The 25,327-nt window shown below is 37.7% G+C and carries 21 protein-coding genes and 1 riboswitch; all 21 genes read right to left on the reverse strand.

The window, feature by feature from the left end; all coding sequences use genetic code 11:
• Positions 1 to 806: 806 nt before the first annotated feature.
• Positions 807 to 1,430 (reverse strand): NUDIX hydrolase, encoded by a 624-nt coding sequence (locus MY533_RS20155; protein WP_248717335.1) that lies wholly within the window; start codon positions 1,428 to 1,430, stop codon positions 807 to 809.
• Between the two features lie 12 nt (positions 1,431 to 1,442).
• Entirely contained in the window at positions 1,443 to 2,522 is a 1,080-nt protein-coding gene (locus MY533_RS20160) for an AI-2E family transporter (protein WP_248717336.1), read from the reverse strand.
• Positions 2,523 to 2,757: 235 nt separating this feature from the next.
• Positions 2,758 to 4,455 carry a M3 family oligoendopeptidase gene (locus MY533_RS20165; RefSeq protein WP_248717337.1) on the reverse strand — a complete coding sequence of 566 codons (1,698 nt, stop codon included), beginning with the start codon at positions 4,453 to 4,455 and terminating at the stop codon, positions 2,758 to 2,760.
• Between the two features lie 74 nt (positions 4,456 to 4,529).
• Positions 4,530 to 5,105 carry a YdcF family protein gene (locus MY533_RS20170; protein ID WP_248717338.1) on the reverse strand — a complete coding sequence of 192 codons (576 nt, stop codon included), beginning with the start codon at positions 5,103 to 5,105 and terminating at the stop codon, positions 4,530 to 4,532.
• Positions 5,106 to 5,192: 87 nt separating this feature from the next.
• Positions 5,193 to 6,935, reverse strand: coding sequence for a methyl-accepting chemotaxis protein (locus MY533_RS20175; RefSeq protein WP_248717339.1), 1,743 nt, complete (start codon positions 6,933 to 6,935; stop codon positions 5,193 to 5,195).
• Between the two features lie 220 nt (positions 6,936 to 7,155).
• A complete protein-coding gene (locus MY533_RS20180) occupies positions 7,156 to 8,451 on the reverse strand; it encodes an arsenic transporter (RefSeq protein ID WP_248717340.1) in 1,296 nt (431 codons plus the stop codon).
• 139 nt (positions 8,452 to 8,590) lie between these two features.
• The gene (locus MY533_RS20185; RefSeq protein ID WP_132361468.1) at positions 8,591 to 9,310 is read right to left on the reverse strand and encodes a YebC/PmpR family DNA-binding transcriptional regulator; all 720 of its coding nucleotides are present in this window, start codon (positions 9,308 to 9,310) and stop codon (positions 8,591 to 8,593) included.
• A 190-nt stretch (positions 9,311 to 9,500) separates the two neighbouring features.
• Positions 9,501 to 9,965, reverse strand: a complete 465-nt coding sequence (locus tag MY533_RS20190) for a low molecular weight protein-tyrosine-phosphatase (RefSeq protein ID WP_248717341.1) — start codon at positions 9,963 to 9,965, stop codon at positions 9,501 to 9,503.
• Positions 9,966 to 10,095: 130 nt separating this feature from the next.
• Positions 10,096 to 10,704 (reverse strand): lysophospholipid acyltransferase family protein, encoded by a 609-nt coding sequence (locus tag MY533_RS20195; protein WP_248717342.1) that lies wholly within the window; start codon positions 10,702 to 10,704, stop codon positions 10,096 to 10,098.
• Positions 10,705 to 10,783: 79 nt separating this feature from the next.
• Entirely contained in the window at positions 10,784 to 11,620 is an 837-nt protein-coding gene (locus MY533_RS20200) for a putative RNA methyltransferase (protein WP_248717343.1), read from the reverse strand.
• A complete protein-coding gene (locus MY533_RS20205) occupies positions 11,620 to 12,996 on the reverse strand; it encodes an MATE family efflux transporter (RefSeq protein WP_248719263.1) in 1,377 nt (458 codons plus the stop codon). Before MY533_RS20205 ends, MY533_RS20200 begins: the two co-directional genes overlap by 1 nt.
• A gap of 211 nt (positions 12,997 to 13,207) precedes the next feature.
• Entirely contained in the window at positions 13,208 to 13,975 is a 768-nt protein-coding gene (locus MY533_RS20210) for a tyrosine-protein phosphatase (RefSeq protein WP_248717344.1), read from the reverse strand.
• A gap of 590 nt (positions 13,976 to 14,565) precedes the next feature.
• Positions 14,566 to 15,531, reverse strand: a complete 966-nt coding sequence (locus MY533_RS20215; protein ID WP_132361458.1) for an ABC transporter substrate-binding protein — start codon at positions 15,529 to 15,531, stop codon at positions 14,566 to 14,568.
• 1 nt (position 15,532) lies between these two features.
• Positions 15,533 to 16,075 (reverse strand): hypothetical protein, encoded by a 543-nt coding sequence (locus MY533_RS20220; protein ID WP_248719264.1) that lies wholly within the window; start codon positions 16,073 to 16,075, stop codon positions 15,533 to 15,535.
• Between the two features lie 197 nt (positions 16,076 to 16,272).
• Positions 16,273 to 16,480, reverse strand: a riboswitch (cobalamin riboswitch).
• Positions 16,481 to 16,710: 230 nt separating this feature from the next.
• Positions 16,711 to 17,259, reverse strand: coding sequence for a hypothetical protein (locus MY533_RS20225; protein WP_248717345.1), 549 nt, complete (start codon positions 17,257 to 17,259; stop codon positions 16,711 to 16,713).
• Positions 17,260 to 17,744: 485 nt separating this feature from the next.
• Positions 17,745 to 18,956: a C40 family peptidase gene (locus MY533_RS20230; protein WP_248717346.1), complete on the reverse strand. Its 1,212-nt coding sequence runs from the start codon at positions 18,954 to 18,956 to the stop codon at positions 17,745 to 17,747.
• A 407-nt stretch (positions 18,957 to 19,363) separates the two neighbouring features.
• On the reverse strand, positions 19,364 to 21,352 hold the full coding sequence (locus MY533_RS20235) for an ABC1 kinase family protein (protein ID WP_248717347.1): 1,989 nt from the start codon (positions 21,350 to 21,352) through the stop codon (positions 19,364 to 19,366).
• A 96-nt stretch (positions 21,353 to 21,448) separates the two neighbouring features.
• On the reverse strand, positions 21,449 to 22,402 hold the full coding sequence (locus MY533_RS20240; RefSeq protein WP_248717348.1) for a M23 family metallopeptidase: 954 nt from the start codon (positions 22,400 to 22,402) through the stop codon (positions 21,449 to 21,451).
• A gap of 136 nt (positions 22,403 to 22,538) precedes the next feature.
• Entirely contained in the window at positions 22,539 to 23,489 is a 951-nt protein-coding gene (locus MY533_RS20245) for a c-type cytochrome (protein ID WP_248717349.1), read from the reverse strand.
• A 263-nt stretch (positions 23,490 to 23,752) separates the two neighbouring features.
• Entirely contained in the window at positions 23,753 to 24,457 is a 705-nt protein-coding gene (locus MY533_RS20250; RefSeq protein WP_248717350.1) for a DsbA family oxidoreductase, read from the reverse strand.
• Positions 24,458 to 24,470: 13 nt separating this feature from the next.
• Positions 24,471 to 25,247: a sulfite exporter TauE/SafE family protein gene (locus MY533_RS20255; RefSeq protein ID WP_248717351.1), complete on the reverse strand. Its 777-nt coding sequence runs from the start codon at positions 25,245 to 25,247 to the stop codon at positions 24,471 to 24,473.
• Positions 25,248 to 25,327 lie beyond the last annotated feature (80 nt).

Genomic DNA, 25,327 nt, shown 5'->3' on the forward strand with positions numbered 1-25,327 from the left:
AGTATAACTTATTTTTTCTGTTATATCGAAGTAAAATAGGTAGTTCTAAAAGTAAAAGTAATGTTTCCTCTTCTATAACGTGTAGATTGATTGTGTGGGTTGATTTTCGTTCCGATTGGGCGCTTTGCCGCTGACGCTTCGCTTTCGCGCAGAGCAGAGCTTCCTGGGGGAGTCCGATGAGCCGCTTTTGTTGCTGCCGCTACGTTAACACTACGCTTTCGCACAGAAAACATCCGCTGCGCTGCAGGGTCTCGGGCCAACAGATGTTTTTTGCGCGAAAGCGTGAGTGCAACGTAGCGACAGCAGCACGATGTTGGTCACGAAGGCGTTATCACAGGATGTGATGCTTTTAGCCTTCGTTCCTCTATTGCTAATCCCCGAGGAGTCGCCCAATCTCCACTCCAATCAACTTATTTGCGTAGCATATGTTTTAACAAAATGTCATCCCTAAATTACGATGAGAGACCCAATTAGAAAATTACATCACTATAACGCAGAGTTGGTTTCCGTTCCGACTGGACGCTTCCCTGGGGCGTCCGGTCAACGGATGTTTTTTACGCGAAAGCGTAGCGGGCAGCGCACCAAGGTAGGACACAACTTATATACATGACATACTCTTTAACAAAATTGATGATGAGACAAGAAATCAGAGCCTAATCATTTTTCCTATAAAGTAAAAAAATCCGCTTAAAACTCCCTGTGGAAAAAGCAAGAGCGCACCGATATGACTCATACCTTATCCACGGAAAGCGAAGCGGATTTATCTTTTAATTCTTATGGTGTGCTTTTCAGTCACCCTCCACAATTCATAACGTTTTATTAAACATTTTATCTTTTACAAACTGAATAACATGTGCAACGTATAGTTCACGGTATGGGACAAATTGCGCTGTACTTACTGGGCGCACAATTTTCACTCGTTGACCATCAGGGAAGTATTCATAACCCTCGATATTAAGAGTAGCTGTTTTGCCTAAAAAGAATGCCTCTGCCTCATCTAGCTTAGCTCTAACCACCCCTGACACTTCCTCATACTGTAGCTCAAAAGCATCCCAATCATGTTTAAATGGATATATGTAGACATGGCAAAATTCGTTGTCGATCATGTTTTCCGAAACGATGCTACAAGATGTCATGCCCATTTTAACAACTTCATGTACGTCGACATTGAGTCCTAGCTCTTCCTTCACTTCACGAACTCCTGATTCTACTGTCTCTTCAGCTAATAGATGCCCTGCCGCTGTAATATCAAGCAAGCCCGGGTAGTCCTTTTTTTGTGAACTACGGATTTGGAAATAGATATAGTTCTCATTGACAAGCCAACAGTGGAATGTTTCATGCCATAGTCCTTTTTCATGTACCTCAGCTCTCGTTGCTGTCCCAATCTGTTCATGCTGCTCATTAAAAACTTTCACAATTTCTTGTTCCATTTTTTCCGACTCCTATACCGACTTCGTAGCCTTTTTCTTAATCACGTTACGTTCATCATAAATATTGGATGCAATCACTTTTAATACTGCATAAAATGGTACAGCAATAATAATCCCAATGAAGCCTGCAATATTACCTGCTGCTAAAATAACTGTAATAACTGTTAACGGGTGGATATCGAGCGATTTCCCCATGACATTAGGCGTAATAAAGTTACTATCAATTTGCTGCGCCACAAGTGTGACAACAGACACCCATATGACTAGCACTGGATCCTGAATAATAGCTACAATCAGTGCTGGTGTAAAGGCAATCCATGGTCCAATAAACGGAATCATATTCATAAAGAACGCGAATATAACAAGTAGCAACGAATAGTCTAGGCCTATAATTAAATACCCGACATACATAATAGCTGCTAGTAAAAAGCTAATTTGCAGCTGTCCTTGAATATAGCTACGTAAAACACCATCAATTTCACTTAACGTTTTCTTCACCCATTCACGACGTTCACCACTAAAATATTTATAAATCGATGGTGCAAACTTTTCATGATCCTTCAACATAAAAATAAAGAAGAATGGAATTAAAATAGCTAATAAAGATGCAGATACAACTGATTGTAAAAACGATACTAACCCCTTACTTGCCACAACGGCAATATCCTGCACAGAATTTGCCATATTGTCGATGAAGTTTTTTAACTGGGGTGGGAAGTTATCCTTGTTTTTAAACACATAATCAGCTGCATCTTGAATACTAGCACTAATCTGTGGTACATTTTTCACTAAATTATTTACCTGCACTGCAATCGGATTACCGACGATCCAACCAAAGCCACCAACAAGTGCTATTAGTCCAATGACTATCGTTAATATACTTGCCCATCTTGGAAATTTACGCTTCTCTAAAAATCTTTGAATCGGCTCCGTAACATAATACAAAACACCGCCAAGTAACAAAGGTATAAAAATAGCCTTTAAAATAATTACTAGCGGCGAAAAAATCCATTGAATCTCTATAAAATATTTAATGACTAGTAGCGCAAGTAAAATCCCTACCCCTACTTGAAACCAAACTTTCCTCGTCACTTTCTTCACTTCCTTTTATCACAGTTACTGAAAATACTACTTATATATTAACCATTTCGCAAGTATTCTAGTATTTATTGTCAAAACAAAAGAGTTTTTGAAACTAAAAAATTCGCAACCCTCCAACAGGCTATTTTGCGAGCCCCCCAAATGCTAAAGCATCTGAGGTGGCTTGCATAGCTTGCCTTCAACAGGAGTGTCGCAAATTTTCACTAATGCTCTATAAAGTAACAGTTTATAATTTTATATCTTCTACTGAATTTAAGTAGTCTTCAATATCACCAATAACCGATTCAACACAGCCGTCCTCAAATGGTGAAATTAAGCCTGCTTCTTTCACAAGTTTCGTAAAGGACATAGAGCCACCTAAGCCACATAAATGAACATAGTCCTTCCAAGCAGCTTCAAACTCATCACGTGAACGTTTCCAGAATTGGAATGCACAAATTTGCGCTAACGTGTAATCAATGTAATAGAACGGACTTGCATAAATATGTCCTTGACGTTGCCATATACCGCCTGCTTCTAGATAGCTGTTATGATCATAGTCACGATGTGGTAAATAGGTTTCCTCAATTTTCTTCCACGCAGCTTTACGTTCAGCTGGTGTCATATTCGGATTTTCATAAATCACATGCTGGAACTCATCAACTGCAACACCGTAAGGAAGGAATAATAAGCCACTACTTAAGTGTGTGAACTTATATTTTTCTGTGTCTTCCTTAAAGAATAGCTCCATCCATGGCCATGTGAAAAATTCCATACTCATCGAATGAATTTCACAAGATTCATATGTTGGCCATAAATATTCTGGAATTCCGATGTTACGACTTGAATAGACTTGGAAAGCATGTCCAGCTTCATGTGTTAACACATCGATATCGCCTGAAGTACCATTAAAGTTCGAGAAGATAAATGGTGAGTGATAGTTTTCGATAAATGTACAATAACCGCCACTCTCTTTGCCTTTCTTCGCCACTAAGTCCATTAATTCATGGTCAATCATAAAGTTAAAAAATTCACCAGTCTCTGGTGATAGCTCTTCATACATTTTTTTACCGTTCGCCACAATCCATTCAGGATCGCCTTTTGGTGTAGCATTTCCTGATACAAAGTTGAATGCTTCATCATAGAACTTAAAATCAGAAATACCAATACGCTTTGCCTGACGTTCATATAATTTTGTGGCAATAGGTACGATTAAATCACGAACTTGATCACGGAATTTCTTTACCATATCTGCATTGTAATCAATGCGATTCATTCGAATATAGCCTAGCTCGACATAGTTTTTATAGCCTAATTTAACAGCGATTTCATGGCGCACCTTAACAAGCTCATCATAAAGTCGATCGAATTCCTCTTCATGATCCGCAAAAAAGCCAAAGCGTGCATCCGTTGCAGCCTTACGCACTGCACGATCTGTAGACTCTGCATATGGTCCAAGCTGAGCAAGCGTTAATGTTTCACCATTAAAGTCAATTTGCGCAGAGGCAACAAGTTTATTGTATTCTGAAACGAGTTTGTTCTCCTTTTGCATTAAATCAATGACTGCTGGTGAAAAGCCTTTAATTTGATAAGTTGCTAAATCAAATAATTGCTGACCCCATTTTTCTTCTAACTGCTCACGGAATGGTGACACGATTAGCGCTTTATAATATTCTGTTGTTACCTCTTCCAACTCTGGTCCAACCTCATCAAAATAATCGCGTTCTGCATGATAAAATTCATCATTTGTATCAATCGAAGCACGAATGTACACTAGGTTTGCCATTGTAGCGTAGTCATTGCTCAATCCATTTAATTTCTCAATTATTTCACTTTGCTCGTCCATCGTTTGAGCATTTTTAAATTCATCTATTAAGGATAATTGTTGCTCTTTCATAGCCTCGATATTTGGACGGCTGTATTCGTAGTCTTTAAACGTTTTCATAGAAGTCCCCTCTTTCTGTCATTTACCCCGTGATATTTCTATTATATGCCAAATCTATACTATTAAGAAACAAATTAATAGCCAATTATATAGGTTTTTAATAATGCTGCCCTTTCACGCAAATTTAACTTTATTTCCACTGATTTTGGTGTTTTTGCCGCAACAACATCTACTTCAAAACCTAAAGACTCAGCTAAATATTTTGCACGCTGTAAATGAAAATCATTAGAGAGAATCGTGATGTTCTTAGTCCCTTTAGGCAACAGTTCTTTAGAAAATAGTAAATTCTCATAGGTTGAAGTAGATTGGTCTTCTATTAATATTCTGTTAGTTTCTATACCCTTGTCCTGTAAATATTTAAACATTACTGAAGCCTCTGTCCTATCTTCATCCGCCCCTTGCCCACCTGAAACAATTACTTTTACATGAGGATATTTGTTTAAATACTTTACAGCCTCTTCTAATCTATTTTTCAATGAAAGCGATGGGATTCCACCCGTTTTTACTTTCGCTCCCAGGACAATCATGTATGTAGCTGTTCCGTTTGCAGCAGGCCGGAAACCTTGTTTCATCTCCTCGCCGAGCCAAATATAAACAGCTATACAAATAGCAAACAGTACAACCCCTAATCTAATTACCCATTTTTTCACATTTATCCCCTCCCTTACCTTTTACTAACGTTTAAACAAAGACAAAGGATGCTTGTACTAGAATTGCTGTACAAACATCCTGTTTAATTATCTTAATATAAAGCGCTTAATAGATTCCTGTAACGCCGTTATTTCATCTGTTAAGTCACTGGAAGATTCACTAACAAGCTGAATGGCACGCTGTTGTTCGTCAACAGATGCTGTTACTTCCTCAGATGCAGCAGCATTTTTCTCACTAATCATTGCAATACTTTCGATAGATTGCATCATGTTATCCTTTGAGCCATTCAAATATTCTACTCCCGCAGTCATTTCTCCAATGACAGAAATAATTTTCTCTACGGCCAATTCAATTTCCTTAAAGGACGATTCTGTGATGGCAACCGAATCATTTTGCTGATGAACAATGACATTTGTTTTCTTCATCTCATTGTTCACTAAATTAGTTTCACTTTCAATTCCCTTTAAAGTTGTACGCACTAGCTCAGTTGCTACAGATGTTTGGTCCGCTAGCTTACGTACCTCCTCAGCAACTACCGCAAAGCCCTTGCCATGCTCACCAGCTCTAGCCGCCTCTATTGATGCATTCAATGCAAGTAGGTTCGTCTGATCAGAAATCTCGGTAATGGTGCCGACAATACCTTCAATTTCTCTTACTTTCACAATTAAGCTATTAAATACAGCATAAACATTATTGATCAATTCCGAAGACTCGTGTGACTTCTCTTTTAAATTATTTAAATTTAAGAGCCCCTCTTGATTTGATCGCTTCATATGTTGAGATGCCTCAAGCATTACTTCATTTTTGTCATGCAATACTTCAATCTGCTGAGCAAAATCAATGGCAGTTCTATTCGTATCCTCAGCATCTGAAGCCTGCTTTACCGCACCGTCCGAAACCTCATTTATCGCTTTTACTATTTCATCTCCATAAGCGTTTGTTTCCTCTGCTACAGATGTTAAATTTGACGATGTCGTTTGAATTTCTACAATAGCTTCTTCTACATCTGTAATTAATGTTTTCAGTTGATCAACCATTTCATTAAATCCTTCATTTAATTGACCAATCTCATCTGAACGTTGTAGGTTTTCAATTTCTACAGTTAAATTCCCCTTAGCTACCTCACGTACACGTTTAGATAATTTTCGCACTGGTAAAGCTAAATGTCTTGAAACCAATATGACAACAGCAGTACCTATAATGATGGCACCTAATAAAGTAATACCAATAACGAGTAATAATGAATTAGCCTCTTTATTAAAGTCTTGCATATATGTACCCGATGCAATGATCCAGCCCCAATTAGGATCCTTTGCAGAATAAATTATTTTATCAGCTAATACATCTTGACCCGGTAGCTCAAACTCATATTGTGTAAATCCTCCACCAGCAAGTGCTTTTTCAGTTACTTCCTGAATAAAATAATGGCCATTACTATCTTTACCGTCCCATAGGTTTTCCCCTTCTCGAGTCGGATGGGCTAGAAATGTCCCTTTTTCATCTAAAGCATATATATAACCATACTCCCCTAAGTCTCCAGGATAGTTACTTGGCCTCTTCCCTTCACTATCCTTTGGTCCTAGAATCGCCTCACGCACTTGCTCCTGAGCAACTTCTATAGGAATGTCGCCCCTCTTAACACTCTCATTCGCAAGCTCAATTAATTGCAAAGAAGATTCAACACTATTTTTAATAACTTGTTCACCAATATCATCCATACCTTTTTTGGCTTTATTATAGCTAGCTAAACCTATAACTAGGCTAGGGATAATTAATAGTGCTAATGAAATGATAATTAGTTTCCCCTGTATCGAACGTGAAATCTTCATGCTTTAGCCCCCCTTTTCCTCTTTGTCACCATGACTATTAATCTATATTATGTTATGATTTGAATTTTTTCACAATGGGTAAAACGTAATTTATGTATGGATTATTCGCCCTTTTACCCAGATGGCACTTTCCTGAGGCCAACCGATGAGCTGGGAACATAGAAAAAACTATCTTTCTACAGCGATATGCCTTATAGAAAAATAGTTTTTTGATTTTATCCTATGATAGGACGATTATCCAAGCCACTAAAGCTATTAAAGTAGCTGAAAGAGTTGGGATTGTTAAAATAATACCTATCTTTAAATACTGAACCCAGCCGATTTTTATTCCTTTTTGCGCCAATATATGGAGCCATAACAATGTTGCGAGTGAGCCAATCGGTGTCATTTTAGGACCTAAATTAGTTCCAATGACGTTTGCATAAATAAGCCCCTCTTTAATAACGCCAGTTGCACTAGTTTCAGCAATAGCTAATGCATCGATCATGACAGTTGGTAGGTTATTCATAATAGCTGACAAAATCGCTGCTACAAAGCCCATCGTTATTGTCGATACCATCAACCCTTGCTGTATCGCGTGCTCTAATAAACTTGCTAACAAACCTGTCATTCCTACATTTTTCAAGCCGTAAACAACCACGTACATACCGATAGAAAAGAACACAATATTCCACGGTGCCCCTTTCACAACTCTCTTTGTATCTACAATATGACTACGTCGCGCAAGCAAGAAAAAGATAGCTGCTACACCACATAAAATAAATGACACAGGAATTTCGAAAAACTCACTCGTCAAGAAACCAACTAATAATATCGCTATTACATACCATGATAATAAAAATAATTTCGTATCACGAATTGCCAGCTTCGGATTATCAACTGCCTCAAGTGAATAATCTTTTGGAATCGAACGACGAAAGACTATATAAAGTACAGCAATGCTTGCCAGTAAAGAAACTAAGTTCGGTATCAGCATATGTAAGAAATATTCCATAAAACCAATACCGAAATAATCTGCAGACACAATATTTGTTAAATTACTAATGATTAACGGTAATGATGTTGTATCTGCTATAAAGCCACTTGCAATAATAAATGGAAAGACCATTTTTTCGGTTAAATGTAACTTACGGATCATCGCTAAAACGATTGGTGTTAGTATTAGAGCTGCACCATCATTTGCAAATAATGCTGAAACAATAGCACCTAGACAGGAAAGATAAATGAATAAGCGGATACCATTCCCCTTTGCGATGCGTGCCATATGGAGGGCAGCCCATTCAAAAAATCCTATTTCGTCTAAAATAAGTGAAATAAAAATAATCCCTATAAACGATAACGTTGCATTCCAAACGATCCCTGTTACCTCAACAACATCTTGCCAAGTAACAACCCCGAGCACCAATGCGATGGCAGCACCAATACAAGCAGACCAGCCGATCGATATTTTTCGTGGCTGCACTATTACAAAAAATAAAGTTACTAAAAATATAGCAATCGCTAATAAAGCTTGCACCGTTTTCCTCCCTAAATCAATTATGCTTTGTACTTAGGTCATCAGATATTTTTTGCGCGAAAGCGCAGCGACTTTGGACACCCGCTGAAAGAAGTTGAAAACCAGTAGCTTTAATTTGCTACTGGTTTTATTGTTTATATTATTCGCCTAAATCAGCATTATGGTAAACGTTTTGGACATCCTCTAAATCTTCTAATGCATCAATTAATTTTTCAAATTTCGCAATATCGTCACCAGTTAATGCTACTTCTGTTTGTGGAAGCATTGAAAGCTCTGCTACTGTAAACTCTTGAACACCAGCTGCTTTTAAAGCTTCTTGTGTAGCAAAGAACTGATCTGGTTCTGCATAAATAATGACAGCCTCATCTTCTTCTAGAATGTCACGAGCATCAATATCTGCTTCCATTAAAATTTCAAGAACTTCATCTGCTGATTTACCTTCTAAACCGACTACTGCTGTTGAATCAAACATGTAGGCAACAGATCCACTGACACCCATATTCCCATTATTTTTACCAAATGCAGCACGTACATCTGAAGCAGTACGGTTAACATTATTCGTTAAAGCATCAACGATTAACATAGTACCAGCTGGTCCGAAACCTTCATAACGTAATTCGTCGAAGTTTTCATCGCCGCCACCCTTCGCTTTATCAATTGCTTTTTCAATAATATGTTTAGGAACACTGTATGTTTTTGCTCGTTCAAGAACAACTTTAAGGGCACGGTTTGATTCAGGATCTGGCTCACCTGATTTAGCTGCTACATAAATTTCACGTCCAAATTTTGCATTGATACGGCTTGTGCTTTGGTCTTTAGACGCTTTCTTTTCTTTAATATTGTTCCACTTACGACCCATCGTTTCCACTCTCTTTCAAATTATAAGTTTATCAAAATAATAGATGCACACTAGCACATCTGTAAATGGTGATTCAATACTTAATGTATCTTTACTCTGCAAATAATAACACAAAAGACGCTTGCAAAGCTAGATATCCCAATGTTTAAGGTGACTTTATTAAGCATTAATTGTCAAAAATTGTGTCACTTTATAATTGGTTTTCTACTTTGATTTTTTCTAAAAGTGCATGACAGCCTTCTAAGACTAAATCATAGGTTTCTTGAAAATCTCCTGTATAGTATGGATCCGGTACGTCTTTTTGATGGTCAGTTAAATCTAAAAAGCGGAAAATCTTTGGAGAATCAGGATTACCAAGCATCGTTCGGATGTTACGTATATTGCTTTCATCCATGCCAATAATGTAATCAAAATTTTCAAAATCAGCCTTTTGTAATTGTCGGCCCTGCATCCCTTTCGTTGAGATGCCATACTCTTTTAGCTTTTCTTGTGTTCCTCTGTGAGGAGGTTCACCAATATGCCAAGAGCTTGTTGCAGCCGAGTCTACTTCGACTTTATGACTTAAATGCTCTTTTTCTACTAAATCACGCATGACCGCTTCAGCCATTGGTGATCTGCATATATTCCCCAAACATACAAAAAGTACTCGAATCATTTTTATATCCTCCTCAATCAATTTCGCACTCGCGTAACTGTCGCTTCGCTTTCGCGCAGAAAACATTTGCTAAATGAAGATAAAGCACTCAAAATCAATGATTCTGAGTGCCTTCTAAATAGGTTTTACTTTATCTCTTCTCTGCCGCAACTCGCTTCTCTAATTCTTTAGTTAACGCTACTAATTCATGTTCAAGACGATGAGTAAATTCCTCGCGTCCCTCTTTACCTTTTCCAGTTACATAAAACGGCTCTCCATAAATTAGATAACCTTTTCCACGCTTAAAAACATCTCCAGCATTACGAGCACCAATGTAAGCGGCTGGTACAATTTGAGCTTTAGATAGCTGTGCAATTGTAATCGCACCTTGCTTTAAATCCGAACCCTCAGCATTTCGAGTACCTGATGGGAAAATACCTACGATTTTACCCTCTTTCAATAACTGTGAAGGGATTTTAATAACACTTGGTCCTGGATTGTCACGGTCAACGGGAAAGGCATTCAAACGCTCTATAAGCCAGCCAAGGCCTTTTATATCAAACAATTGCTTTTTAGCCATAAAGTGAATTTCTCGAGGAGCCATTGAAACTCCAAGGTTTAAAATATCAACATAGCCTGTGTGTGTACATGCAATAATAAACCCACCTTCTTTCGGTAAGTTGTGCTCCTCATATACACGCGCCTTTGAACCCGTTAATTTTAATATCACTTTGACAACATTTGCTATAAATTTATACACTGTTTCATTCCTACCTTATTCAATAGTTATTCCCATTGTAATCGAAAAGACCAGTATATCGCAATTGCATGTGAAATAACTAGACTCTTCCCACTAATACATCAACATCAATCGTAATTTCAGTTAACTGGATATTGACTCCTTCTTTTTTATGCCAGCCCATCGGTGTCATTTCAAGCAGTGCTGGTACAAGCTCTGTAGCTAGTGGTACCGTATACGTAATACGTTCTACACTAACATCGGCAAAGCTTTCTTTAAAGCGTGCAACGATTTGTTCATTCGAATAGGACTCTTTAGTAGAATCCGCATATAATTGTGATCGAAGCTCATGTAAGTACCCGCTTTGAGGTACAACCTTAACAACACAACCATTCTCGGTTAATAAACGTTTAAACTCTTCGTAATTGGCAGGCGATAAAATATTTAATATGGCATCGAAGCTTGATTTTGCAAATGGACTTTTCGCTAAATCACCAACAGACCAAATTTGCTCTGGATAGTGTCGGGATGCAGCAAGTATGCCTTCTTTCGCTATATCAATACCTATGCCAATACTGTTACCTTTTTTATCTTTCATAATACGGGCTAAATGTGAACCCTCACCACACCCTGTATCAAGCACGGTTTCTGCACTTGCAATTAGCGCTCTGATTTTATCTTCTATTAAATCATAGATGCCACTATCAATAACCGCTTTTCGAGATTCAAAGAGGTCTTTACTGTACTTAGAAATCGCACCATGTGTCAGCATATTGACGTAGCCCTGCTTGGCAATATCAAAAGAATGATTTGAGGAACATACTAATCTCCCTTGCTCAAATACACTCATTGACTCCTGACAAATTGGACAAGCAAAAAGTGTTATATTTTTATCCATTAAGGCTGCCCCTGCAGCTCTTTTAGAAAGTGCTCCCATTAATTCGCCTCCTGTTGTTCTGTAGGTGAAACAAGTGCAAAACGCTCCCACTTACGACTTCTCCATCTAAAGTATACAATAATGGCTCGCATCCATTCATCTGCTGAAATCGCTAACCAAATACCTACTAAACCCCAATGTAAAACGAATACGAACAAGTACCCGAGTGGAAGGCTCATACATACCATTGATAAGAAACCGATTTTCACCGGAAATCTTGCATCCCCTGAGGCACGCAACGAGTTAATAACAACAATATTCATTGTACGCCCTGTTTCGAGTAGAATGCTTAATGCTAAGACAGATGCTCCGATAGCTATTACCTCTGAATTATCAGTGAAAACGTGCATTAGTTGTTTACGAAATATCGTCACAACTACAACCATAGTTATCGTAAAGGCAAAAGCTGCTCGTACACTTAACCAAAGCTGATGATAAGCTTGATCTTTTTTACCAGCACCGACATTTCGACCAATAATTATAGCTGTGCCCGTCCCGATTGCAATCGCAAATAAGTATGTAAACATCGAAATATTCATAGCATATTGTCTTGCAGCAAGTGTCTCTGAACCTAAATACGTTGCATAATAAAGGAAGACAATCTGACAAAACTGATAAAGCACCTGCTCAAATGCTGACGGTAAGCCTATATTTAATATTTTTCGAACATATTCCTTTGAATACTCGAAATAATACGCTAGCTTTACTCTTACTTCCATCACTTGATACAACAGCCAGAAAAACACAAGAACCGCTAATCCCCGACTTACAACTGAGGAAATTGCCGCTCCTTTTACACCTAACTCCGGTAATCCTAGGTTACCAAAGATTAAACCGTAGTTTAATACAACGTGTAACACATTCATACCTAGTGATACATACATCGTTTGCTTTGTCCATCCATGTACACGGATAATCGCTGCTAACGCATTTATAATTGCCTGTAAAAAAATAAAGCTTCCTATGATTACTAAATAGCTTTGGGCATATTTAAGCACTTCTCCCTGCAAGTTCATCATGGTCATTAAATGACTCGAAAAGAAGAAAAATAAGACACTCATCATTAGTCCAACGATCAAATTCATCGTTACTGCTAAAGCGGAAATTTTCGCAGCTTCAAAAAAGCGCCTTGAACCTAGGTATTGAGATACAACAATGGAAGCACCATTACCAACTACTTCAAGTATTAAAATGGCAATATGAATATACTGATTGGCTGCACCAACCCCTGATACTGCATTATCTGATAAAGCACTGAGCATAAAAGTATCTGCTAGTCCCATTAACATAAATAAAAATACTTCTAAAAATATCGGCCACGTTAAATGGAACAAGCTTAACTTATTTGTCTCTTTTAAATCACTTTCTCTTACTATGTCTGACAATTTCAACTTCTCCTATACACTTCATAAAAATTACGTGCGGTTATTTCGGTACAGTTAAATGACTACCCGTTACAGCGTGATAAAAATATATAGTATCTTATCATAGATTTTTAAGGTGTAAAGAGTTTTTATAATGAAACATTATGAAGTTAGTAGAATACGTAAAAACCCCTCTCACAATTTTATGCGAAAGGGTTTCTTATCATATTAAGTAATGATCCTGCAATTGCTTACGTTTTTCTGTTGTTAAACCAAACTCTTGCTCTAAAAAAGTAGTCTTAGAGCCATATCGATTATCCATTGCATCAAATGCCGCTTGTAAATAGTCCTCACGGGCCGACATTAAAGCATAAAATTGCTGCAATTCTTGATCGCTATAACCTAGCTGAATTGTCTGAGCCATTCGTTCTACTAAGGGACTTAAATGTACATTTGTATCTAAATAGTCCTCCATGATTGTTTCCTCAGGTACATCTAAAGCAAGTAAAATAAGTGCGCTGCCAATACCTGTTCGATCCTTTCCGACCGCACAATGATGAACAAGCCCTAAATTTTCAGGATGCTGAATCGTTGCTATTAACTTTTTAAACGAAGCATTATTAAAAGGCATTTGCGCATAAAATTCTCGGAACATCTCTGGGCTTACAACCTTATAAAAATCTTTTCCACCAGTGTTTGTAGGCATCTCAAACGCATGATTTCCCTTTGCTGGCATTTGAATATACTGGGCATACGGAAATACCGGATTAGGATTATTTTGAGCCTCATGGTTGTCTCGATAATCAAAAATCGTTTTCACACCAAGCGTTTTAAATAGCTCCTTATCTGCTTTCGTCATTTTACCAAGTGCTGCTGAACGATATATCAAACCATTCTTAACAGCACGTCCATCTCTCGACTTATAACCACCCATATCACGAAAATTATAAACTGCTTCAAACGGAACAATCTTCATATCAAACTGTTTCACTCACTGCACCTCTCTCTGTTAGCAAGCATTCTTACTTCTATATTATAAAACAATCCGATATAATACCAATTTTCACACTAGGAAATGTCATATACTACTTCGAGCGATAAGAGGGATTTGAGTGCTTTATTGAGGAGGAGAATGTGGCCTTATACCTGATCACTTCTTCATCCTAGCTAAGCAGTTATCCACCCTACCTAGTCACTTTTTCATCATAGCTGAGCAGTTATCCACTTCACCCGTTCATTTTTCATCATAGCGGAGCAGTTATCCACTTCACCTGGTCATTTTTCATCATAGCTGAGCAATTATCCACTCTACCCATTCACTTCTTCATCAAAGCGGAGCAGTTATCCACTTCACCCGATCACTTCTTCATCTAGCAGAGCAGTTATCCACCCCTACTTGTTCACTATTTCATCAAAGCGGAGAAGTTATCCACTTCACCCGATCACTTCTTCATCATAGCAGAGCAGTTATCCACTTCATCCGTTCACTTCTTCATCAAAGCGGAGCAGTTATCCACCTTATCCGATCAGCAAAAAAGCTGCCCATATAGGACAGCTTCAACATACGCTTTTTCAATAAAACTATTTAAATAACTCAGGGTATACTGCTTTTGCGATTAACTCAACTGCTTCGCCAATTCGTGGACCTGGACGATTTGAAATATCAGTATCTATTGAATAAACCGCTTTATTTTGAATAGCAGTGATTGAATTCCATCCATCACGGGAAAGAATTTCTGCCGCTGGGTCTTTCACATAGTTTACTGTTGTTAAAATAACATCTGGATTTTTCGCAATAATATCTTCCTCAGATACTTTGACCCAGCTTTTAAGGTCAGCAAAAACGTTGTTAACATTTGCAGCATTTAAAATCTCTTGTTGGAATGTACCAGAACCAGCTGTATAGATGTCTGGCTTTGGACTAATTTCTAAATAGATATTTTTCGGTTCTTTCACATCTTTAACTTTCGCTTGGACATCGGCAATTTTACCTTTAATATCTTCATTTAACTTGTCGCCTTTATCTTTGATGCCCATAACCGTTGCGACTTGTTCGATATCCCCATAAACATCATCAAATGATTTAGCTGATTGAATGGCAAACACTTTAATACCTGCATCCTCAAGGCCTTTTAATGCATTTAAATTTTCTTCATCTCCACCAGTCGTATAGGCAATTACGACGTCTGGCTTTAGTGCTAAAATACGCTCACTGTTGAATTTTACAGAATCAGAAACACGCTCAATTTTTTGCGCTTCTTCTGGATACGTATCATACTCCGTTGCACCTACGATTTTATCTCCCACACCTAGCGCAAATAAAATCTCTGTATTACTCGGTTGTAATGAAACAATAGTTTTAGGAACTGCATTAAACTCTACTTCTACACCACGGTCATCCTTAACTTTATAGCTAGTAGTTTTCTCAACTTGTTGATCTTCCTTAGAAACCGTTTCTTTTTTTGTATCCTCTTTCGTGCCGCAGCCAACTAATACAAGGGCCAGCATCAACACAGAAAGCCATTGTAGCTTAAACATTTTCTTCATTTCATTGATTCTCCTTTTTCTTTTTCATCGGGTATGACTTACTAATAAACGGTATTTCAGCAATACTAGCATGCTGATTCATATAGACAGCCATTACGAAAAACACATTGGCTAGCAATCCTAAATAGTCAAAGAGAATAGCAGGTACTTCCCGTTCTTCAGATACTTTGTGCAAAACACGGTAGGATTTTTTCGCCTCACTACGGCATACATGTAATGCAGTAGCAGCCCCTGTCCCTTGAGGTAATACAAAGTTTTGTATTTCATCCTTTACATGACTAACATAGAAATCATAGCGATCACTTAGCCAAGTCAAATTATCTTCGGTTACAGCCAATTTACCTCGTACTGACCCATTTACATGGTAAGCCATTGGTAAAATGGCTAGTAAATCATCTGCTACTACCTCCACTGTTTCCTTTTTTACCGCCGCTAAAGCGACGCCAATATGTGTTGTCAGGCTATCTGTTCGAATTTCAAAATCTACCGTTGATGCCTTTTCACGCATAAATGGATAACAAGAGTAACGTGCATCTTTTTTCAAATCTAAGTCCCCGCTTTCCTTCGTGGAAAATTCTACTTTATTCACACCTTCTTAGGATTTCTTCCGGTGAAAGATAGTGTACATAAAAAAACGTTGTTCCCATTCCTAAGGAAACAACGAAAATAACATAAATAGTGTCATATAGACACAGCATAGCCTATGTATTTGCCGCATATTCTCCTAGCTTCCGAAGAGTTATCATACGTTCAAACAAAGGTCGGTCTCCTGGCTTGTACAGTTCACTACATTCAATCATGTTGTGCGTCATAAAAAACCTTCCCATCAGCTCATTCGACAGTGGTATATCTTTATGATTCACTGTACTTACAGTTGCGGAAACAGCTTCGGTTTTTCACCGAATTCCCGATTATGCTATAGTTCAGCACCCTTATTCTGCAAGAATTATTCACTTGTTATGCAGTTTATCATAGATTAATAGGAAAAAATAGATGTGGAATTAGAATAAACAAATACGATGGGTAAAGATCATGCAGGTATCACCATATGCACGCGGGTGTTTTCATTACCCCACGGGCATTTCATATGCTCGTGCAGGTATTATATTTCATAGATAGATGGTATAAAAGCTAGCTCTCAACGAAAGCATTTGCGCAAAAACAGCTATTTTACAGCTTTTAACCGATGGCATTCTTATATTTCTTTTTGTATTTACCATCTTCTTCTTCTTCAATTAATCGCTGTGCAATCTCTAGTAATTTCGGGTCTTTCGTTTCATCGAATAGCTTTTTAAAAGATACAATAATATCATAGCGTATCGATGTCGGGTGCTTTTCGTCTAAGCATATTTGAAATCTTTTAGCCAAATATGACACGACTAAATCTCTTTGTACCTGCCCTGCTAAGCCTATTCTCCAAATCGCCTGCAAAGTTTTCCTCGCAGTTTCTGTTCTTTCATCATACGTTACTGCCCAAATCTTTAAGAAGTCCTCTAATACTCTTTCTTCAGGATCACTTTTTGCCGCCAATGCGCATAAAAATTGTGCAGCACTTGCACGTACATGTCCATTTCTATATGTAAGAGCCTGAACAAGTTGTTCCCAAACTGAATATGTCCAATCAACTGGTTCCTGCATAATTTTCATTAATTCTTCGTATGATTTGTATTGAATATCAAGGTCACGCTCTGTTAAATTACTAAAAAGTTGCAAAATCTCTTTTTCCATGATTCATCCCTACCTTTATGAACGCAAAAATGGCAAACTTGTTGTATTAATTTCCATCATTCGTTACTTTACTACTACGAAACTAAAGTCACAAACAGTTTAATTTCAAAGTGAGATTTCTAATTATATTTCAAAATTATCAGAAATGAGTATCAATATGCAAGAAAACATTTCTTTCGGCTATAAAGATGACAATCATTTATATGGATAATTGATGCTATACCTTACATCGGCTCTATTTTCATTTTAGTAACAGGTAATATAGTAGTAAATATATCTACTTATGTAAATTTATTCATCTTAGATGTTATTTTACTCATTATTCATCGCGTAGTCGAGCTTTAAATTAATGGATTTATATCCGACTATATGATTTTTACTCGGAGGACCTTAAATACCGTCAAATAATAAAAAAGGTCATCTTTGTAATTTTTTTTACAAGGATGACCTTTTCGCTATTTAAATCGTCTATATAATAGTAGGGCTTATTGAATACGACCGAAGCCTACTAAATATTGATTCCACCAATCAAGTGATTCAATGACAACACCTTTATTTTGAGCATCGATCATCGTGTTATTTCCTAAGTAAATACCTACATGCGCTATGCCTGATCCATAGCTGAAGAATACTAGGTCACCTACACGTGCTTCACTTGCTGAAATACGTTGTGTTGCTAAATATTGCTGTGATGCTGTACGTGGTAAAGATACGCCTGCTTGTTTGTAAGACCATTGTACAAGACCTGAACAGTCAAATCCTGTTGATGGGTTGCTACCGCCCCAAACATAGCTACGGCCTAAGAATTGCTTTGCAGTTGAAATGGCATCACCTGAAGATGCAGTACCTGAACCAGAACCAACAACGACTTTTTGTGGTGCTTTTTCATTGTTCGCTTTACCACTATTGTTAGCGTTGCTAGTATTACTGTTACTAGTATTATTGTTAACGTTGTTATTTGTTGCTTGTACTACTGGAGTAGCTGCTTGAAGTGCACGTAAACGAGCTGCTTCTTCCTCTGCTGCTTTACGTTCTGCTTCTAAACGTTCTTCTTCTTGTTTCGTTGCAATTTGTGCCTTTAATGCAAGAGATTTCGCTTCATTTTCAGCTTTTTTTACTTCCATTTCGCTTTCCTTTTGTTGAAGCTCTTGGAATTGCTTTTGAAGCTCTTTTTGTTTTTCATCTAATGTTGTTTTTTGTTTCTCTAAGTTAGCTTTATCCGCTTCTTGTTGATCTACTAACTCTTGGTCAGCATCCATTAATGTTTTTACCGCTACGACACGGTCCATTAAATCTGCAAAGCTTTTTGCTTCCAGAACAGCATTTAAATAAACGCCCACAGTATTATCTTGAGCTTGGTATGCAGCCATACGATCATTTAAAATCGCTGAACGTTGCTCAATACGTTTTTTAGTATCTACAATATCTGCATCAACTTCTTTAATATCTGCTTGTACTTTGTTAAATACTTTTACTTTTTCATCGATCTCTTTTTGTAGTTTAGTTAATTCTTCTTGTAGCTTTTTAACCTCTGTATCTATCTTAGCTTTCTTATCAATCATTTGTTGAGATGTTTCTTCTGCATGCACTACGGTTGGTTGAACTGTATTAAATAATAAGCCGCCAGCTAGTGCTAATGCTAGCACCATCGACTTACGCCATTTATTGCGCTTACCCACGTTATTCTTTCCCTTCATTAGTCAATTTCGCTCTTAGTATTTTAATGTCATCACTGGAACGATTTTTTTATTTTCTCTTATATTTTATTAGCCTTTTAAAGTTTAGCATTATTAGCATAACTTTTATACTATTTCACGGCTTTTTAATCGTTTAGTAAAACTCGCAACATTCTTGTAATATTCATGTAAATTCTATTAAATTCTACAAAACTACATTTTATTCTACATAACAACGTTTTTAACTGCTTTACCATTAGACCCAAATTCTGTTTTGTAATGTTTTTGTAATATTTCACAAGAACATTTGCCCATTATGGCTCGATAATGACATCTGTAATCGACTAAAAGAATTTAAAAAAAAAGGTAAGGGAGCATTTCCCCTACCTCATCTTGTCGCAAATAATATGTTTCCAAGCTGGTGCTTCCTATTGCCTCATAGAACGTAGCGCTTGGATAGAAAGGCGTACTAAAAGAATGGCACATAAAAACAAGCCCAAGTATGCAGCTGTATTTAAGTAAACAGCGTACGCGTCACGAATAAATTGCGAGATTGCTAAAAGTGCTACAGAAATAATCCCAAAGGTAATACCAACGAGAAGTAAGACTAAACGGGAAAACAAATTTGTAATAAAACGAGCATTATCCTCATCCGAAAAAACATCGTGATGTAACGTAATTTTCCCGCTCTCCACCCGTTGAATGAGCTGATTAACTCGTCTAGGCATTTTGTGCAATGCCGGAATAAGCATTGCTAATTCTTCTTGTAAACGTTCCTTCGTTGCCATCGGTTCTTTAAATGGCTTAAGGAAGGATGCTCGCATATATGCAGATGAAAACTCTTTCGCTTCCGTGAAAATATCAAAATCCGGGTCAATTACCCGTAATGTCCCCTCTAATGTTACTAATGAACGCAGCGCTAAACCTACTGCTGGATAGAAAGTAAGACCGAAATCACGAACAACCGTAAATAATGCATGTATTAATTCTTCTGTCGGAATTCGATCCACGTAAGAAATTTTCAAGAGAATTTGATCAATTGCTTGCTCTATCTTTGCACGATCTGCATGATCTGCATTTTCTACCAATAACGTTATGCCGTCAAATAAAGTATTTGAATCACTTAGATGAATTCCCATTAAAATTAGCTTTAAGCCCTCTTGTTGTGTAGGTCCCAAACGACCAACAGCCCCAAAATCAAGAAGGATCGGTGTACCATCCATCTCATCAATCTGAATATTTCCCGGATGTGGATCTGCATGAAATATACCCGAAACAAGCATTTGTTCAATGAAAGAACATAAAACAGTCCTTGCAAACTTCCTACGATCATTTTCTAATCGATTAAATTCAGCCGCAGCATTTGCAACGCTTTTTCCCCGTACGTATTCCATGACAATAATATTTTCATTACAATATTCTGTATAGATTTTAGGAATCTTCACCTTATAATCGCTTTTTGCAAGAGCATTCGTCACCTGCAATGTATTACGAGCTTCAATATCTAAATGAATTTCCTCACGCAACCCATCGCCAAATCCTTTAGCTAGCTCTCGAAAACCAAGCGACTCAGCCCATGTAGATTTGTTTGAAAGCCAATTAGCAAACTCCTCTAAAATATCGAGATCGTCTCGCATGATTCCCTTTACTTCTGGACGTAGTAGCTTCACCACGACTTCATCAAAATTTTTCAATCGTGCCTTATGTACTTGTCCAATAGATGCTGCCGCAATAGGCTCCATTTGAAAGCTTGCAAATATTTCATTCATAGGCTTAGGAAGTGAATCTTCTAAAATTTGAGTTACTTGCTCTGACGATAAAGGCTTCACATTATGTTGTAGCTTCTGTAACTCGTCAATAAAAATAGGCGAAAACAGTTCCTTACGAGTAGAAAGTACCTGACCAAATTTAATAAATATCCCACCACATTGCTCCAAAGTTATCCTTAAAGCAATAGCAAGCTCCTTTTCATTTTCTCGTTGTCTTGCGTATTTAATCGTTTGAACAACGCCATTTGTCACTGCTATTTTTAACACCTGACGCAAACGCTTTTGCTGTCGCCAGTAGCTACGAAGGCGCAATAATAAATTTTTTTTGCCATTCCGACGATCTCTAGCTGTCATACCACTTGGATCAAAAAGCTCAAAAACGAGATAGAGCAGCATCGAAATTAGGAGCATGCAGCCAATCCAAACAAGCGTACTGACCTCTGTCACTGTTTGCATCATTGACTCGTACAAAAAATCTGTATGCCGTAAATAGGTATACCAATAAACAAAGGACGTAAGCGTCACACTAATAACTACAGAAAGAACCCTACGTATAAAATTAATATTTGAACCAATTAATCGACCACTTACAAAATAAATAAGTACTGATACAACAATGAGTTCGATTAAAAATTTCAAATAAATCAACAGCGTCACCTCCGATGCTACTTCCTAATACTGCTAGTATAACAAATTAAGACCTGTACTTCTTTTAATATCTAGAACCAGAGACCAGAGAATTAGTTACTTTAATAAAGGGTGTGGCTTTATACTAGTATCTTTTTTGGGCATGAGGTCACCATCTATATCACGAAAAAATAGGGGCAGTCCTTCCGCTAAGATAGGATGTATAACTTTCGTTGGATTTTGTCTTTGATGGTGAATATGCAAATGGGGTTCCGAGGATGAACCGCTATTTCCAACACGGCCAATGGAATCCCCGGGTTCTACAGTATCTCCAACTTCAACAGATACGCTACCTTTTTTTAAATGATTAAGTAAAAGATACGTACCTGTTTCTTTTATTTTTATGTACACAAAATTTCCTTCTATCGACTTAAAATCTTCTGTCCCTGGTGTAATGTCAGCTTCATTATTTGAAACAGCAATAACAACTCCAGAAACAGGTGAGTAAACTTCTTTATTCCATATTCCATAATCCTCATTGCTTTCACTATTAATACTATACGGTTCCATTACTAAATCGTAGGCCCACCTCTCCGATGCCCATACTGCATGAGGCAAATTATCTTTAACAGCATTACCGCCCCACCCAACTACAGTTTCTGCAGTTAAAGGCCAGCTTACAGTTATAGATGGTTGAGCACGTTCAATAGTGTTCGGGTAAGCATAAGGAATAATATTCATGGTCATTAGTATTGGAAAGATTAATAGTATGTTTACGACTATATTAATAAACAACTTGACACTTTTTTGCTTTTTAACCATACATATAATCAACATAATCAAATTTACCATCAATCCTAACGCCCCTAAGATTGGTAAAACTAATTTAAGTATTGCCCATGAATACGCTCCATATATCCCACTACTAAAATGAACACTGATCCATAACAATAAAACGAATCCTGTTAACGCACCATTTGTGTAACCATACTTTCGCAACATTTTTTTAATAAAAAACTTCCTCCTACTATCTAAAATTTGAATAATAATTACCATTACCAAATATAGCAATCGAAGGATACCGTGCCTATACGACCTCAGATGTAGATTTCCATCTTTAGATAAAAAAATACCTTTAGATATAAATTATCTAAAGGTAGATGAAACGAATATTATTTCTATTCGCTAGGGATGCTCTCTCTTCATTTTAGTTGGTAGAAAGTACTTGCTCCCAATTTATTGTGCCATTTTTAACTTGTTCCCGTTTTTCTTTATTCATAATATCATTAGGACGTTCGCCTTTTGGCCAATCTTTATCGTGATTTTTCCATTCAGGTCGATCCTGCGATAAAATAAAGGCTGCTAAGTCAGCGGCATTTTGATCTGTCAAAGTACCTGCTGCACCAACCGGCATATTATGTTTGATGTAGCCAGCCATTTTCGACATTCTCGCCATACCCGCTCCATCATTGAATGAGTTTTTACCCCATAATGCCGGACCTGTATTAGCACCAGTACCTGAGCCATCAGCTGCGTGACAAGTAATACAAGACTGGGCATATACTTCTTCACCATTCGTAACATCCGGTATAGGAATGTTCTTCATAGTACTTGTACCTACCCATTCACGCTTTGCCCCAATAGGTACACCCTCTGAAATATAAGCGAAGTATGAGACCATTGCTTCTAACTCTTTACTATTCATGTCAAATTTCTTACCGTTCATACTGCGAACCATACAACCGTTAATACGCTCCTCAATCGTTACAATATCACCTGAGCGTGCAATATATTGAGGATAATTCGCCATAACACCTACCAATGACGAAACTTGCTCATCATAACCTGCCCCCGCATGACAGCTCGTGCAAGACAACTGATTCCCCACATATTCTTCTGCAGCAACATGTGTATTATTTACAAGCTCATAGCCATATAATATTGCTTCCTTCATAGGTCCATCTGGTACTTCTTCAATACTTGGTGGCGCATAGACAACTGACTGAGCAGCCGCTGTCGTTGGTATTTTTGTTTGTACAGCAGTTTCATTACTTTCTCCTTTAGCATCCCCTAAAATTTTGTCGCTAATGACTGCCCCCACAAAAAGTGTACCTGCTAACAGTACTGTCCCCGCTACTCCTGCTACTATAGGTTTCATCTACAATACCCCCCTTTGTATAATCACCTATATTTTAGCAAAGCAGCATGTTTTTCGATGTGACTTTCCTCACACCTTACGTAAATAGAACCATTTAGAGCATAAAATTATGAATTCTTTTGTTCTATAACACATCAGACGAGACTTAATACCTCTTGCAGTATGCACTTATTCCTACTCATTTTCGCCTTACGTAATTGCGGCTTTCGCACAGTAAAGATCGCTAAATGAAGATAAAATTGCTGAGTACATTTTACCTGGCATTATAATTGACATTCACCATCAGCACAAATAGCTTCACCATCGCCTATCATCTTTAATACTGGCTGAATACCCGCTTGCTCTGCCGCTTGATGTAACGTCCGCACAAAAACATCAGTTGGCTCCGCACCTTTAATACCGTAACGATTTTCAAAAACGAAGAACGGAACACTTTGTACACCTAGTTGTTGGGCATCATATCGATCTTTATCTAAAGATTCACTGAAGTCGTTTGATGCTAGCACGTCCTTTGCAGCTCCAACATCTAAGTTTAAATTTTCAATGACTTTTAACAAGAACCTCTCATCGTTTAAGTCTTTTCCTTTTGTAAAATAACCACTCATAAGCTCTTCCGTATAAACCGACTCTTTACCGAACTTCCTTGTCCATTTTGCTAATCGATGAGCTTTTTCAGTATGGGCTGTTTTCATTTCTTCAAAATTGTAATGCAAGCCAATCTCTTCAGCACGTCTTGCTATACCCTTTGTTATTTCCTTTACTTCTTTTAACGTGGAGTTAAATTTCGCGGCCATCCCATCATATAAAGTTGGTGCATCTTCCTTAGGCGTATTTGGCCCAATTTGGTATGCTTTATATTCAATTTCTACCTGCCCTGAATAACCCGCTAAGTCAATAGCACGTTCCAATTCTCGTTTGCCAATATAGCAGAACGGACATGTAAAATCCGAAAAAACCTCAATTTTCATTCATTACCGCCTCCTACAATATATCCACCCAAATTTTAATAGCAGTCGCCAATATAAGGACCGCTAACATAGCTTGTAAAATTTTCGTATTTAATTTTTTCCCAGCTTTTGCACCTAGTGGAGCGGCTACTAGGCTAGCTATAATCATAATGAAAGCGGGGTAATAATTAACTTGCCCCGTCATCAATTTTCCAATTGTCCCGCCTATTGAGGATATTAAAGTAATAGCGAGGCTTGTAGCAATTGTCATACGTGTCGGTATGCCCAATACTACTAGCATGATAGGTACTAACAAGAAACCACCAGCCGCCCCAACAATCCCTGATCCAATACCAACAATAAACGCTAAAACAGCTGCGATTGGTTTATTAAACGTTACTTCACCGAAAGGTTTGTCGTCAATTTGCTTTTTAGGAATAAACATCATCACTGCAGCAATCAACGCCAATACACCATAAACGATGTTAACGCCGTCTTCAGATAAAAATTTGGAGCCATAACTACCAATGAAACTTCCTGCTAATACGGCACCCCCCATATATAGCATTAGTGCTTTATTTAAAAAACCACCTTTTCGATACGTCCACACTCCAGCTGCCGAGGCAAAAAACACTTCTACTGCACTAATACCTGATACCTCATGTGCTGAAAAAGCAGCAAAACCTAGTAAAGGTGGGACGTATAATAACATCGGATATTTTATAATCGCTCCGCCAATTCCTAGCATTCCTGATACAAACGAACCGACAAAGCCAATTAAAAATATTGTAATGATCCATGTTAAATCCATAGTTTTCCTTCTTTCTAGTTAACTCACTAAGGACCAATAACGAAAGGAGGGCTGTGCTACCCTCAAATAGACAACCCCCA

Source organism: Lysinibacillus sp. Ag94 (genome assembly GCF_023242215.1).
In the GTDB taxonomy this organism is placed as follows: Bacteria; Bacillota; Bacilli; order Bacillales_A; family Planococcaceae; genus Lysinibacillus.